We start from the raw sequence: 13,020 nt of genomic DNA, 5'->3' as shown, positions 1-13,020 counted from the left end.
ACAATGAAAAAATCATTAATTGCCCTAGGGCTACTTTGCTCACTAGCAGCTTCAACACAAGCATCATGCCTTGAGCTATACAAAGAAAGAAATAATGCACCTTCAGACAGTGCTCTTGCAACAGGAGCAGCACTTAGTACAACAGGTGTAGCAGTAATTTATGGTGGTGTTGAACTTGCATCAACAACAATTGCTGCTGGTACTGCTCTACTTGAAGACTCTGATAATATCATTATCGACTTAATCGCTCTTGATATCATTGAAGATGGCCTTTCATCATCAACTCACGCTGTCTATCACGGTTCTTCTAGTACACTAGCTGCAACAGGTGTAATTGACGATAGTAAGAGAAACTTCAGAGGACAGATTGAGTTAATTCAAGACGCTCAGCTTTCACCAAAAGTAACAGGATCAACTCTTGCAGAATTTACTGAAGACCTAAACGATAGAAGATCTTCAGGAAACAAGGTTTCTGTTGAGCAAGTTGCAGATGAAATCCGCGTAGCTGATGCACGTGGTGAGTTCTGTATGGATGCGGATGATATGATGTCGATGTCAGAGATCCGTAACTACATCAACAACCAACTTTAATAAGTGTTTAAATAATAGGCCCTATCAAGGGGCCTATTGTTTAATTTCTAGACACTTCCCTCTTCCAAGGCCCTTAAATCACATCACTTAATTGGCACCATCATTGCTCCTTAATATAGGTATCGAAAACTAAATTAGGAGAGAGAAATGAAAAATGTCTACTGCTTGGGACTTCTTGCCACTCTAATTCTAAGCGCAAACGTTAAGGCCGAAAGCTTTCGCGGTAAGCTCTATGATAAAGATGGACAAGCAAGAGCTATTGTTAAAGTAGATGGACAAGAGCAAGACCTATCTCTTAAATTTGATAAACGTTATCACAAGTACATGGATAAAGTTCTAAAGAACTCTCCGGCCTACGTCTTTGAATTTGACGGTGAGGTATCAGGAGATAAACTAGCAATCGATAAAATGCCAAGAGTTGTGGCCGACCTTGAGGACCGAATCGGAACACTCACAAGAGCAAAAGATGGGCGCTATTATATTGATGATCAACTCGTGGAATTTGGCCGTTCGAAAAAAATCTATGGAAGTGAATTCGATTACATTTCTCGCCACTACTTTGAAAATAAGAAAGTTCATACTCAAGGACATATGCAAGATGATACTTTTATCATCAATGCTATCATTCCTGCAGACCTTTTTACGGTGGGAGAAAATCCATATCCAGCAAATGAAAAATTTAATAAGAATCCACTGAAGTATATCTTAAAAGAGATGCCAAAGAATAAGAACTCACAGTCGCTAGAACCATTTCGAGGAACAATTAGACATCGTGATAATTATGAGGCAACTCCAGGAGACCATGTCTTTATCGTAACTTTAAGTGGCCGCCAAGGGGATGAGCCAGGGGCAGCTGCAGGACACTTTGCCATCGGTATGGGAGAAGTTCAAAATGACCTCTCGATAAAGGGTGAAACTTTTAACTTTTATTTTAAAGGTGAAAAAGAAGTTCTAGCTAGTAACACAGACCTTGTGAGCTACTATGGCCACCTCATTCAAGGACAGGTTAACTATAGGCCGACTTATACCCTAATTGGTTATGCACGTTCAAAAGAAGATATGCTTAAAGTAAGAGATATTTTTGAAGATCAACTACACCGTGTACGCACCGAAGCAGGGCTTGAGATTACGCCATTTTATAATTGTACAACGACATCAAATGATACGATGAGAACAATTGGTATAAAAGGGGCCCATGAATTTGCAATTAGCAATATCTTTGATTACCAAACATACTTACCAATGAGTTCCAAAGCTCCAAAAGATGGGACAAATGCTTCAACTCTCTCTCAACTACGTTATATCTTAAAAAGAGATACTGAGCACTACGTTCCACGAAAAGCATTTGAGTCCTTTGCTAAGGCAATGGTTTATCAAAGTAAAAGACTAAAGCTTAAAAGAACAGATTATATTTTCTTACCACAAACCCCTTCTCAAAGACCGACTGGAGGGATCTCTTATGACGAAGTCCTATCTGAAGGAAAGAAGATTATCGACTTCAAGGAAGAGCGTCTGCTAAGACTTGAAAGAGAGGATAATGCTCGTAAAACACTCGAGAACCCTAACGCTTCAGCGGAGCAGCTTGAAGAAGCTAAGTCGATTTTAGATAATGCTCCTACGAAAGAAGAAGATCAAAAACAAATTAGCGAAATCCTATACAGAATAGATTAAAATTAACTTTCTCCTAAACTTCTATCTTGAGAAGATAGAGTTTAGGAGTTTTTATGTATAAAACCTTAGTAATCATCCTCTTATTTATCCCTCTATTTTCTTATGGAGAATGGAGTACTCACCGCTTCTCTCTTGGACTTGGTTATACCTATCACGACACAACAATACAGGTTGGAAAGAAATCCTTAGGGGCGTTTATTTTAAGCACCGAAGACACTCTTGGACTTGATGATACACAATCTTCAGTACGTTTAAGTTATGAATGGCGCTTTAGTAAGAACAAGAGGCACGCCTTATCAACAGGTTGGTATAGTCAGCACAGAAGTGCGCGAAGAGTTCTCGATCAAGACATAAAATATGTGGACAAAGATAATAATGAAATCATTATTAATGCTGGGACATCTGTCGATACACTCCTAAACTTTGATATAATCCGACTTGCCTACTCTTATTCCTTCTTTCTAGATGAGAGGGTCAATATCTCAACCGGTATTGGTTTCTATATAATGCCTCTAAAGTTTGCAATTGGAGAAACAGGAAAAACCCAAACTCAAAGTGATTTCATTGCACCCCTGCCAACTTTTCAGCTAAAATCAGAAGTTAAGATTACACCAAAGTGGACTCTCTCAAATGAGTTTAATATCTTCTATATTCAAATCGGAGATTATACCGGAAGCATTATCGCAACGAATCTATTTATTGATTATCAATTCTACAAGAGATTTTCAGTTGGCCTTGGCTTTGAGGCCTTTAAGTTAAAAGTTGATATGGAGGAAACATCAGATGTATTTGATGCTGAAGTTGGAGGAGAATTAAATTTTGGAAATAATTCGCTAGTGGCTAGGGTGCGCTACGAATTATAGGTGCTTGATAGATTTTCAAATAAAGATCGATCCAATTTAGCAAGTCCCTTCTCTTTTTATTGAATTGAGTAATTTGCTCCTTACTCAATGTCTTTGAAAATTTATCAAAGAATTTAAAGAATGACTTATTTTGCTTTAAGACTTCATTTAGAGAAACAATATCTTGGAAATTCTTTTTTAAAAAATTCTGATAAGCTTTTTGTTCTTTTAGATTCAAGGCCTTAATAAAGTCCTGATGCCAGCTGCTACCTTCCACTCGAGTACTCTTATACTCCTTTGCAAAGTCATTAACTAGCTTAACTTGATTACTAGAGAGCTTCCCAAAGACATTCTCAAGACGCTTGACGCCTCTTTGTTCATAGCTTTCTTCATATTCCTTACGATCATCGATGCGCCTCTTTACAAGCTTCTGCCTTTGTTCAAAGTTAAGGTTTGATAAGACTTCAATCGATATTTTATTAACCTTCTTCATAATTCGGGCATAAGGAGGATATCCCTTAACGATTGCTTCTTTAAGAGAGTCTTTCTCAACCTGATAATTTTCAACGAGGTTCTTTAACTCAAGGACTTCCTTATGATGCTCAAAGAAAGCATTTGTTACCTTGATACGTAATTCTTTTTCTTGTTCGTCATCAAGGGAAAGATAATCATCAATCTTTTCACTTAAGAAATCCGGTGCTTTCTTGAGTATAACTTCACGGTAGCTACAACTGGCAAGAAAGAATAATGATAAAAAAAGAGAGATAATAGTTATTCTTTTGGACACTCAACTTCCTTCCACTTAGAATCGTTTGTGTAGCGAAATGTAGGTGCATTTTCAATCCCAGTTTCTTTTAGCCATACATCCCATCCCCATTGTCGCATAACTTGGTAAACTTCGGGATACTTTTTACTCGTCAGACAAGTATTCGGTTTTCTTCGAATCACAAATTCAGAACAACCCAAAAGAAATAGAAAGGAGAATAGAAAACAAAGCAAGAATTTCATTTAAAACCACTTCTCCACTTGAAAAATAAAATCTAAATAAGAATTATCCGCCACATAGAGATCACTATTATCAACTTGTAAGTCGTAGCGATCAATTCTTTGATTAACTTTAAAAGTTAGTATTCCAATTCTATCTTCATATTTCAGATAATCAAACTTAAGAAAAAAGTTTTGTTGAGTTGATTTCTCAACATTAACTCTTTGCGACTGCCCAGTTAGAGTGAAAGTATCCGCAGATAAGAACGACATCCCTAAGCTTGCTTTGAAGTATTGAGAAAGATCAATTTGTCCTTGAAATCCAATGACAACTTGATGACTATCCTCGGCCTTTAGATTTTCATTACCAAATTCAAATTGATTAATACCACCATTATAAAAAAATGCACCAACATAGCTCATTAAGTAGAAAGTATTAAAATCAATACCTGCTATCGCATTAATCTGATAATAGTCCTGGCCATCAAATGGGCTAACAGTCCTACTTAATGGTGTTTTCCCGGAGTTTGTCGCCCCCCAAACAACTTTTGTGCTGACATCAAAGAACACTTCATCCTTATCGATAAAGCGATATCTTAACTCAATTGCAGGATCATAAATTCCAAAAGGACTCTCCTCTGGAGTCTCTTCATCCAGTTCGTTTTCAAGATGAGTTTCAAAGTCAGCTATTTCTGCATGTGTACTAAAGGCCGCTAAGAATTTATCAGAGAAAGCATAGCGGTATTCAAGGCCCGCAACGAGAACCGAGCGATCCACCTCAAAGAACTCTTCAAGCCCAGCACTTCTATTATCAAACTCCATTTCATCAAGTGACCAATAGAGCGAATACGTTAGAACACTCTTGCCCTTATTTGGGAAACGATACAAATAGTCTAAGCGGTTAACCGCAAAAGCAGAGAATGCTATTAAATAAACTAATAAATACTTCATAACATCATTCCAAAACTTAGAGCATAGCGCTCATTGATAATATCAACAGAAGGAGCAACGACAATATTGCTCTTACTATTAAAGCGGTATTGCCCTTTATCATCAAAGTGAAAGTCATACATGAGATAACTAGTTAGACCACCTATAAATGCCCCCATAGAAACATCTCGAAAGCTGTGTTTCTTTGCATCGATTCGACTCCACCCAATATAAGTTGCGTAAACGAGAGGGAGTGAGGCAACTAAGTAGTTGCGATGAAATCTTTTACTATTAAAGATATCCTTACTCATCCACATCCCTACAGCGAAGGCATGAGTTGTGTGACCGCTTGGAAATGAAAGATAATTTGAGCTATCAGGCCTTTCTTTGTTGGCAGTATACTTAATACCAAATGTTATCCCTTGGGAAATAAGCATCGACTCAGTAAAAACAAATGCTTTTTCAAGGGCAAACTCATCACGACCAAATAGATAGTAACCATACATTCCGGCAGTTAGTAGCTCAGGGCCATGATTTCCCAACTCATATAACCACTTCGGCACAGAGAGGTCATCTTCATTATAATCATAATCTCCCCCTTCAAAGTCTGTCTTAACAAAGGAAGGTGAAATAATCGAATAAGTAATTAGCTCTAGAGCAAAGAAGGCCGACATGAATTGAATTTGAATGGGAGAAATATCCCATTTAGACTTTCTAATATGCTCAGAAGGAGCAACAAAGGCCTGGGTACTTAAGGTAAGAAATAGAAAAGTAATAAATGCTTTTAACATCTATTAATGAAAACAAAATTCACCTAATTCGTCTATTTATTTTACTTTAAGGACAATAAATAAAGAAAGAGTACTACAAATCAAAAAGCCCAATGCAATTGGTGTCACATCACCGCTATACAATTGTCCGATTAGCCCACCAATTGTCGCAGAAATGATAATCTGAACAGAGCTAACGACAGAGTTTGCAGTTCCTGCAATATGGCCCATTGGCTCTAATGCCAGTGCAATGAAATTTCCAAAGAGAAGACCAAAGCTAAAAAGGCTCAGAAGTAGAAAGCCATAAAAGAGAAAGAATGGAGGTAGTCCTCCAGTAAAGAATAGAATGATATTAAATGTAATGGCGATTAAAGAAATTGTCGTTAAAGCAAGACGACATAATTTCTTCATGCCAAACTCTTCAACAAGTCTAGAGTTTAAGAATGATGACAGTCCAATAAATGAAGCAAGCACACCAAAGGCCAAAGGAAAGTCCTCTCCTAGTCCGTACTTAATTTGTAGAATTTGTTGAGAAGTATTTAAATAACCAATAAATGCTCCAAATACTAATCCTGAAGCAAGTGTGTAGCTAATTGTAACAGGATGACTAAGGGTCTCAATTGCAGCATCCTTAATCTTCTTATATGAAAGAGGCCTGCGATACTCTTCATGTAGTGTCTCTTCTTGTCTTAGCGTAAACCAAGTAAGACAGATAACAGCAATAACAAGCATAATTAGAAAGATATCGCGCCATCCCCCAAAGCTAAGAATCACTTGCCCAATAGTCGGAGCAAGAGCGGGAACGAGGACGAAGATGATCATAATTAAAGACATCGTCTTGGCCATGAGCTTACCGCTAAAACGATCTCTAACCATTGCTGTTGAAATAATCTTTGCCGATGCAGCTCCTAGACCTTGCGTAAAGCGGCCAACTAACATCATTGTAAAAGTATGTGCGTTTAAAGAAATAAGTCCGCCAATAAAGAAAATAGCAATCCCAATATACATGGCAGGCTTTCTTCCTATTGCATCAGAGATTGGGCCAAAGAAGAGTTGTCCGACTCCCATCCCTAAGAAAATAAAAGAAATAATCATCTGGTTATCATTAGGATTTTGTACTCCTAAACTTTGACCAATTAAATTAAGTGCCGGCAACATTGCATCAATTGATAACGCAGCAAATGACATAAGAGCGGCCATAAGAGTGATAAATTCACGACGGCCTATTTTTTTTTCAACTTCTTCTACTGATAAATCCACTAGCTTAAATGTCCCATTTTTCCTGATTGATAATCTTCAAAAGCTTGTACGATCTCATCTCTTGTATTCATCACAAAAGGGCCATGTGAAAAGACTGGCTCATCAATAGGCTCACCATTTAAGATCAACAGCTCTGCGCCTACATTACTTGATAACTCAACCTCTTGGCCATCCCTTTCAAAGATCACTAATTGGTGTTCGTTAACTTGATTACCATTTACTGCAACACTTCCTTTTCGTACGAGAACAAGTAAGTTTGTTTTATCCTCTAATGAAAGTAGGAAGTTAGAATTCTTTTGCATTTTTGTTTGAATAAGATTTATTGGTGTATAGGTCTGACAAGGCCCAACTTTACCTGCATATTTTCCTGCAACTAATTTCAGTTCAACATCATTCGTTGGGTTAATCACTGGAAAAAGCTCTCCTTTTATTCCCTGATAGCGAGGAGCTGTCATCTTGTCTTTCTTAGGTAGGTTTACCCACAATTGCACCATTTCAAAAAGACCACCTTCCTGAGCAAATTTCTGAGAATGAAATTCCTCGTGAACAACACCGCTTGCGGCCGTCATCCATTGAACATCACCGCTACCAATAATGCCTCCACCGCCAGCAGAGTCACGATGCTCAATTTCACCTTCAAAGGCAAAAGTGACAGTCTCAAATCCACGGTGAGGATGCTCTCCTACACCTCTCTTTGTTTGGGTTGAAGAAAACTTCTTTGGAGCTGCAAAGTCCATCATTAAAAACGGAGTCGTGTAGTAATAGATATCATAACCTGGATGAAACATTGTATGGACGTGAAAACCATTTCCTACCCAATGTTTTTCAGGTGGGTTTAAAATATACTTTATCGCTTTTTCTTTCATTTATTTATCCTTAAAAAATTTCGCTCGGCCCTAGGGCAATAATACGATATGGATTTAAATCATCATGACTATAGAAATAGTGTCTTTTAATATGATCAATATTTGTCGTTTCTTTAATTGCATCAATTGAATAAAGATCTCTTACATAGCGAGAGAGATTCTTATAATCCTTAATGCGCTTAAGATTACATTTAAAATGGGTCACATAAACACAATCAAATCTTAGTAAAGTAGGAATTAGTCTTAAGTCTGCTTCAGTTAACCTATCCCCTAATAAGAATTTTTGACCTTCAAGTATTTCTTCCACACGATCTAGAGATGAGAATAGTTTTTTTACTGCTACTTCATATGCTTCTTGAGTTTTTGCAAAGCCACTTCGGTAAACACCATTATTGATATCGGGATAAATAAAATCATTAAGCTCATCAATTTTCTTCGCTAACTCTTTTGGGTAAAAGTCATCAAGGTTTCCTGTAAGATCATTAAACTCATTATTAAAAATGCGAATAATTTCAGATGACTCATTATTAACAATTGACTGAGTTTTCTTATCCCAAAGCACTGGTACTGTAACAGTTGTGCTAACCTTAGGGTCGGCCTTTAAGTAGAGTTCTTGCAAATGATTTAGTCCATATAACTCATCACCCGTTGCACCTTCATATGACTTATCAAAGCTCCAGCCCATCTCTAACATATCAGGAGAAACAACGCTGACTCCAATATGAGACTCGAGTGACTTTAACTTGCGGTAGATAAGTGTACGGTGTGCCCATGGACAAGCATAGCTAACATAGAGGTGGTAGCGTCCACTTTCAGGTTGGAACTTTGGGTGGTTACTACTTATTGTCTCTCTAAATGATCGAGGTACACGATCATAGGCCCCACTTTCGTCACTCGTAATGACTGAAGAATTGATCCACTTTCCATCGACTAAACGTCCCATACTTAATCCTTTGTTTGATTAATACGGGTACAGAATAACGAACAAATAGATCGATTAAAAGATCATTTACCTGATCGAGATGTACTATTTATAGATCATTTAGTATTAAGCTGACCGCAGGCCGCAAGAACATCGTCACCCTTAGTGGTACGTACCATTGTTGGTATCTTATACTCTTCTAAAACCAGCTTGAATTCATTAACACTTTCTAGCGCTGGCCTCTTATACTGGGTTCCTGGAAATTCATTAAATGGGATAAGATTGATTAATGCACGTCGATCCTTAAGTAGTTGCCCTAAGGCCACAGCATCTTCTTGGCGATCATTTAAGTCCTTAATAATGAGATACTCATAAGTCACAAATTGTTTATGACGTAGAGGTATTCCATCGATATAGTCGAGAACTTCTTCTAATGGATACTTTCTATTGATTGGAATTAGTTCATTTCTGATCTCATCAAATGGCGAGTGCAGAGATAGGGCCAAGTTAACTCCAGGAATTTCATCCTTCCATCTTTTTAACCCTGGGATATAGCCACTCGTCGATATTGTGATTTTTTGGTGGCCAATAGAAGTTCCATATTGAGATGTAAAAATATCACATGCCTTCTTAACTTCATCGAAATTATGAAGAGGCTCACCTTGCCCCATAAAAACAATATTAAGAATTCTCTCTTCACCCGGGCGATTCTCTCTTAGCCAATGCCAGGCCCCTAAAAATTGCCCAATAATTTCTGCTGCCGAGAGGTTTCTCTTTAGCCCCTGTGTTCCAGTAAAACAAAAAGAGCACTTCATGGCACAGCCAACTTGCGAAGAAAGGCAGATTGAGTATTTCTTATTAAATGGAATTAGAACACTTTCAACTTTAGAACCATCAGATAATTCAAATAGAAATTTTACCGTCTTATCTTCGGCCTGTTGAACTTTTACGGCCTTAGGTAAAATAAAGTTGAAATTATCTTCGATAAAAGAAAGAGTACCCTTGGCAATATCAGTAATGGAATTGCTGTATTCATTTTTTCTTTTATAATACCAATTATAAAGAAGATTAGCGGCCGAGACATTGAGGCCGTTTTGTTCCAATAACTGTTGTAACTCATTGAATGTAAGTTGAAAAAATGACTGCTTCACAAACCTCACATTATAAGAATTAACACATATAGTCCATGCCAAAGAGGCAAAAGGGGTCAATAATGAAAGTTTTATTAATTAGTTTATTTTCAATTCTTACTTTAGCCCAAGAACTAGGCCTTGGCGTAGGTATGAAGTCCCCTAATATCGAAATTAAAAATATCGAAGGCAAAGAAATCATTCTCGATGATATGGATAAGAAAACAGTTCTCATATTCTACCGTGGCTCTTGGTGTCCATATTGTATGAAGCAGCTTCAAAGTATTCAGAAAGAGATTATGCCAAAACTCGATAAAAACTCTAAAGTAGTTGCCATTAGTGTCGATCAAAAAATCATCGCAAAGAAAATGCAAAAGAAATATCAATACACTTTTGATATCGTCTCAGACCCTAAGGCGGAGTTACTTTTGGCCTTTAATATCGTCAATAAACTCGATGATAAACTTGTTAAAAAGTATAAGCAATCATACAAAATTGATATTGAAGGAGATTCAGGTCAAACTCATCACATGGTCGCACATCCAGCGGTCTTTGTTATCAAGAATGCAAAGATCACTTATCAAGATATCCATAAAGAATATAAAGATCGAACGAAGAATGATGATATTTTGGCAGCACTTGAGTAAGTTCTATTTTGAAAAGAAAGTTGCGATTCTTCCTTCCACTAGAACGAACTGATCTTTTTTATAAACGGCCAGTGCCTGAAAGTTTCCTTTTGGTAATTTTATGGCACCAGAGAAAGCTGCAAATTCATTATCAAGAATAAGTATTTCATTACTATTTGGATCCAATCCAAATAAAATAGAATCGATAACCTTGAGACTAGAGACAACAGGACCTAAGTCATTGTCATCAATAAAGATTTCTCTTTCACTATTTAAAAGAAAATCGGTGGTTGAGAATCTTGTGGCAATAACTCTATTATTTTTTTCATTTGGGATTGAGAGAATCACTAATTCTTGAGTTTTCTTATCATAGGCAAGACATCTGATATAAGCGTATTTTGAACGAACGCTTGATAAACGTCCGCGACTCTTTTCTTCAATACCATTGCTTCCTTCCAAGAACCCCGCATACTGATCCACAATCTTGGCCCTGTCATTTATTCGAATAATAACGAAAGATTTATTAAAACCTATTAACATGATTCGTTTTGGACTGATAAAACTTACACCCACAAGAGATTTAATATCGATACTATAGAGTGGATCAATACGAACATAATAGAGAATATTTTCTAATTTCTCGTCTAATAGATACAGATAAAACTTATCCGTTACAATGGCAAAAAGCTTAGATTCAACATGATAGTCGATATCTCTAACCTCTCCCCTTATATTACTTGGAAGAGTGATATCCTTAACCTTAACTAAATCATCCCCACTTTGAAACATGGCAATTTTTCTTCTTACATCATGTTTAAAATAAGGCTTTTCAACAGAGTAATTTCCTCTCAGACTAAAAGGCTTAAGAAGCCCATTCCAATTCTTAGTCGACCAATCCCAGTTCTTTGGAGTCCATGAAAACCTCACAGGATCACTATGTCCGATGAAAGGAGGTGGCCCGACTTGAGTAAACGCTTGAATCGAATTAAAAAATAAGATGACAAAGAAAGAAACGAAGGCCAACGATTGAAACCTACTGAGGTAGCGAACTTCACCATCTTCATTATCGACAAGGTTATTACCAAAGAAGAAAAGAACGATGGAGAGGATGAGAAGAATTGACCAAAAGATAACAACACCCCAAGTGTAAGTGTGTAATCCAAAGATTTCAAGTGCGAAGCCTTGGCCTATATCCCGTAAGAAATGTCCTCCCGTATGCCTTAGGGCCATAAAAATGCCAATCGTTGAATAAAATATCAAAAGTCCAAGATATTTTGGTCTGAGTCCGTAGCGCATAATAAAGAGAGTTGTTAATGTAACAAACATAAGAGCGGCCCTCTCCTGCCAGCATAGAATGCAGGGATTATCTCCGAGGCCAAAACCTAATATCACACAGGCAATTCCAACGGGCAAGAGAATCAGGGCCATCGATGCTAAGGCAACGACATTGTAAAAGCGCTCAGATTTATCAGTCATAGGCATCTCAGTAATTTCCAGGAGGAAGAATCATCGACTTAGTTGCGACAAACCAGACAAACAACATCAAAAAAGTCGCACTATAGAGAAACTTTTCTGCTTGTTTCTGGTTTTGCGGTCTTTTCCACACGAGAAAACCGGCAATTATTAACAGTATTATTTCTAAAAATTCCATAAAATCTCCTTCTATAAGCTCGATTCGGATTTAATAAAAACTTAGCTAAGTTAAATTCCCTTAAATTTGGCCATGAAGTAAAATAAAGAGACGACTAAAGGAGTAGTAATGAGAAGTACTAAGCTAATTTTTCTAATGCTTATTTCAACTGTATCACTTGCAAAATTTGGTGCTAAATCACAACCACTATATCACTGTGTAAACTACGATGAGAGTTCTGTTGTGACAGATGCAATTATTCATCAGTCTCGTTTTGGACGAGGTCCACTCTTTCATGAGATTGAGGTATTTGTTGAAGATGTAAATCAAAACAGAGAGTTTTCTTACCGTAAAAAGGTAAATTATATTCCAAAATATGATGCAAAAGTTGAATCATTTACCACTGGAAGTTTTAGAATCAGACTTGATCATGTGGTTGGTGGAATTGACGGAAATATTTGGGCATTCGTTAGGATTCCAGACTATGGAGTTCATTCATTTGACTGGTCATGTAAGGTAGTAGAGGGACAATAAATGTCCCTCTCAAAAAATTAAACTTTTTTAACTTGAGTTGCACAAGGTCCACGCTTACCTTCCCCAAGCATATAAGTTACTTTATCGTTATTATTTAACTTATTGCCACTTTCAATAGCTGAGATATGGACAAATAAATCACCTTCTCCACTATCTGGTTTAATAAACCCAAAACCCTTTGTTTCATTAAAAAATTTAACTTTACCTGTTTGCTCTGTATTCATAATCTTCCCTATTTTTCCAATACCGACAATCAGTTGCCGG

16 protein-coding genes are annotated in these 13,020 nt (G+C 37.1%); 5 read left to right on the top strand and 11 right to left on the bottom strand.

Annotated features, from left to right (window positions below):
- The first annotated feature begins 3 nt into the window (after positions 1-3).
- The 3 genes from ABMA78_RS10110 (at position 4) to ABMA78_RS10100 (ending at position 3,125) form a co-directional block, all read left to right on the top strand.
- Complete coding sequence (locus ABMA78_RS10110; protein WP_392859719.1) at positions 4-591, top strand: hypothetical protein; 588 nt, start codon at positions 4-6, stop codon at positions 589-591.
- 147 nt (positions 592-738) lie between these two features.
- Complete coding sequence (locus ABMA78_RS10105; RefSeq protein WP_392859716.1) at positions 739-2,262, top strand: hypothetical protein; 1,524 nt, start codon at positions 739-741, stop codon at positions 2,260-2,262.
- A 53-nt stretch (positions 2,263-2,315) separates the two neighbouring features.
- Complete coding sequence (locus ABMA78_RS10100; protein WP_392859713.1) at positions 2,316-3,125, top strand: hypothetical protein; 810 nt, start codon at positions 2,316-2,318, stop codon at positions 3,123-3,125.
- Here the strand turns inward: ABMA78_RS10100 and ABMA78_RS10095 are convergent.
- The 8 genes from ABMA78_RS10095 to rlmN form a co-directional block, all read right to left on the bottom strand.
- Positions 3,103-3,891, bottom strand: a complete 789-nt coding sequence (locus tag ABMA78_RS10095) for a hypothetical protein (protein WP_392859710.1) — start codon at positions 3,889-3,891, stop codon at positions 3,103-3,105. The genes ABMA78_RS10100 and ABMA78_RS10095 overlap by 23 nt on opposite strands.
- Positions 3,876-4,112 carry a hypothetical protein gene (locus ABMA78_RS10090; RefSeq protein WP_392859708.1) on the bottom strand — a complete coding sequence of 79 codons (237 nt, stop codon included), beginning with the start codon at positions 4,110-4,112 and terminating at the stop codon, positions 3,876-3,878. The genes ABMA78_RS10095 and ABMA78_RS10090 overlap by 16 nt, the downstream gene beginning before the upstream one ends.
- Positions 4,113-5,039, bottom strand: a complete 927-nt coding sequence (locus ABMA78_RS10085) for a hypothetical protein (RefSeq protein ID WP_392859705.1) — start codon at positions 5,037-5,039, stop codon at positions 4,113-4,115. It abuts the gene before it with no gap.
- Entirely contained in the window at positions 5,036-5,809 is a 774-nt protein-coding gene (locus ABMA78_RS10080) for a phosphatase PAP2 family protein (RefSeq protein WP_392859702.1), read from the bottom strand. Before ABMA78_RS10080 ends, ABMA78_RS10085 begins: the two co-directional genes overlap by 4 nt.
- Positions 5,810-5,845: 36 nt before the next feature.
- A complete protein-coding gene (locus ABMA78_RS10075; RefSeq protein WP_392859700.1) occupies positions 5,846-7,048 on the bottom strand; it encodes a multidrug effflux MFS transporter in 1,203 nt (400 codons plus the stop codon).
- Positions 7,048-7,914, bottom strand: a complete 867-nt coding sequence (locus ABMA78_RS10070; RefSeq protein ID WP_392859697.1) for a pirin family protein — start codon at positions 7,912-7,914, stop codon at positions 7,048-7,050. Before ABMA78_RS10070 ends, ABMA78_RS10075 begins: the two co-directional genes overlap by 1 nt.
- A 10-nt stretch (positions 7,915-7,924) precedes the next feature.
- Positions 7,925-8,857: a glutathione S-transferase family protein gene (locus ABMA78_RS10065; protein WP_392859694.1), complete on the bottom strand. Its 933-nt coding sequence runs from the start codon at positions 8,855-8,857 to the stop codon at positions 7,925-7,927.
- Between the two features lie 95 nt (positions 8,858-8,952).
- A complete protein-coding gene (rlmN, locus tag ABMA78_RS10060; protein WP_392859691.1) occupies positions 8,953-9,987 on the bottom strand; it encodes a 23S rRNA (adenine(2503)-C(2))-methyltransferase RlmN in 1,035 nt (344 codons plus the stop codon).
- A gap of 62 nt (positions 9,988-10,049) precedes the next feature.
- Here rlmN and ABMA78_RS10055 point away from each other — a divergent pair, with 62 nt between their 5' ends.
- Entirely contained in the window at positions 10,050-10,613 is a 564-nt protein-coding gene (locus ABMA78_RS10055; RefSeq protein ID WP_392859688.1) for a peroxiredoxin family protein, read from the top strand.
- 3 nt (positions 10,614-10,616) lie between these two features.
- On the opposite strand, the gene ABMA78_RS10050 is transcribed toward ABMA78_RS10055, so the two are convergent.
- Together ABMA78_RS10050 and ABMA78_RS10045 are read right to left on the bottom strand one after the other, a co-directional pair.
- On the bottom strand, positions 10,617-12,068 hold the full coding sequence (locus ABMA78_RS10050) for a disulfide bond formation protein B (protein ID WP_392859686.1): 1,452 nt from the start codon (positions 12,066-12,068) through the stop codon (positions 10,617-10,619).
- 7 nt (positions 12,069-12,075) lie between these two features.
- Positions 12,076-12,243 (bottom strand): hypothetical protein, encoded by a 168-nt coding sequence (locus tag ABMA78_RS10045; RefSeq protein ID WP_392859683.1) that lies wholly within the window; start codon positions 12,241-12,243, stop codon positions 12,076-12,078.
- A gap of 108 nt (positions 12,244-12,351) precedes the next feature.
- On the opposite strand from ABMA78_RS10045, the gene ABMA78_RS10040 reads away from it, so the two are divergent.
- Positions 12,352-12,756, top strand: a complete 405-nt coding sequence (locus ABMA78_RS10040) for a hypothetical protein (RefSeq protein ID WP_392859680.1) — start codon at positions 12,352-12,354, stop codon at positions 12,754-12,756.
- 17 nt (positions 12,757-12,773) lie between these two features.
- Here ABMA78_RS10040 and ABMA78_RS10035 read toward each other — a convergent pair whose 3' ends face one another.
- Positions 12,774-12,980, bottom strand: a complete 207-nt coding sequence (locus ABMA78_RS10035) for a cold-shock protein (RefSeq protein ID WP_392859677.1) — start codon at positions 12,978-12,980, stop codon at positions 12,774-12,776.
- Positions 12,981-13,020: the final 40 nt, after the last annotated feature.

This window comes from Halobacteriovorax sp. RZ-2 (assembly GCF_043196685.1).
Taxonomy (GTDB): Bacteria; Bdellovibrionota; Bacteriovoracia; order Bacteriovoracales; family Bacteriovoracaceae; genus Halobacteriovorax_A.
Note: the sequence above shows the minus strand (reverse complement) of the source record. Positions and strands in the feature narration are given on the sequence as shown.

Coding starts and splice junctions, on each gene's coding strand:
- ABMA78_RS10110 (WP_392859719.1), top strand. CDS start 4: ATGAAAAAATCATTAATTGCCCTAGGGCTACTTTGCTCACTAGCAGCT.
- ABMA78_RS10105 (WP_392859716.1), top strand. CDS start 739: ATGAAAAATGTCTACTGCTTGGGACTTCTTGCCACTCTAATTCTAAGC.
- ABMA78_RS10100 (WP_392859713.1), top strand. CDS start 2,316: ATGTATAAAACCTTAGTAATCATCCTCTTATTTATCCCTCTATTTTCT.
- ABMA78_RS10090 (WP_392859708.1), bottom strand. CDS start 4,112: ATGAAATTCTTGCTTTGTTTTCTATTCTCCTTTCTATTTCTTTTGGGT.
- ABMA78_RS10085 (WP_392859705.1), bottom strand. CDS start 5,039: ATGAAGTATTTATTAGTTTATTTAATAGCATTCTCTGCTTTTGCGGTT.
- ABMA78_RS10080 (WP_392859702.1), bottom strand. CDS start 5,809: ATGTTAAAAGCATTTATTACTTTTCTATTTCTTACCTTAAGTACCCAG.
- ABMA78_RS10070 (WP_392859697.1), bottom strand. CDS start 7,914: ATGAAAGAAAAAGCGATAAAGTATATTTTAAACCCACCTGAAAAACAT.
- ABMA78_RS10065 (WP_392859694.1), bottom strand. CDS start 8,857: ATGGGACGTTTAGTCGATGGAAAGTGGATCAATTCTTCAGTCATTACG.
- ABMA78_RS10055 (WP_392859688.1), top strand. CDS start 10,050: ATGAAAGTTTTATTAATTAGTTTATTTTCAATTCTTACTTTAGCCCAA.
- ABMA78_RS10050 (WP_392859686.1), bottom strand. CDS start 12,068: ATGACTGATAAATCTGAGCGCTTTTACAATGTCGTTGCCTTAGCATCG.
- ABMA78_RS10045 (WP_392859683.1), bottom strand. CDS start 12,243: ATGGAATTTTTAGAAATAATACTGTTAATAATTGCCGGTTTTCTCGTG.
- ABMA78_RS10040 (WP_392859680.1), top strand. CDS start 12,352: ATGAGAAGTACTAAGCTAATTTTTCTAATGCTTATTTCAACTGTATCA.
- ABMA78_RS10035 (WP_392859677.1), bottom strand. CDS start 12,980: ATGAATACAGAGCAAACAGGTAAAGTTAAATTTTTTAATGAAACAAAG.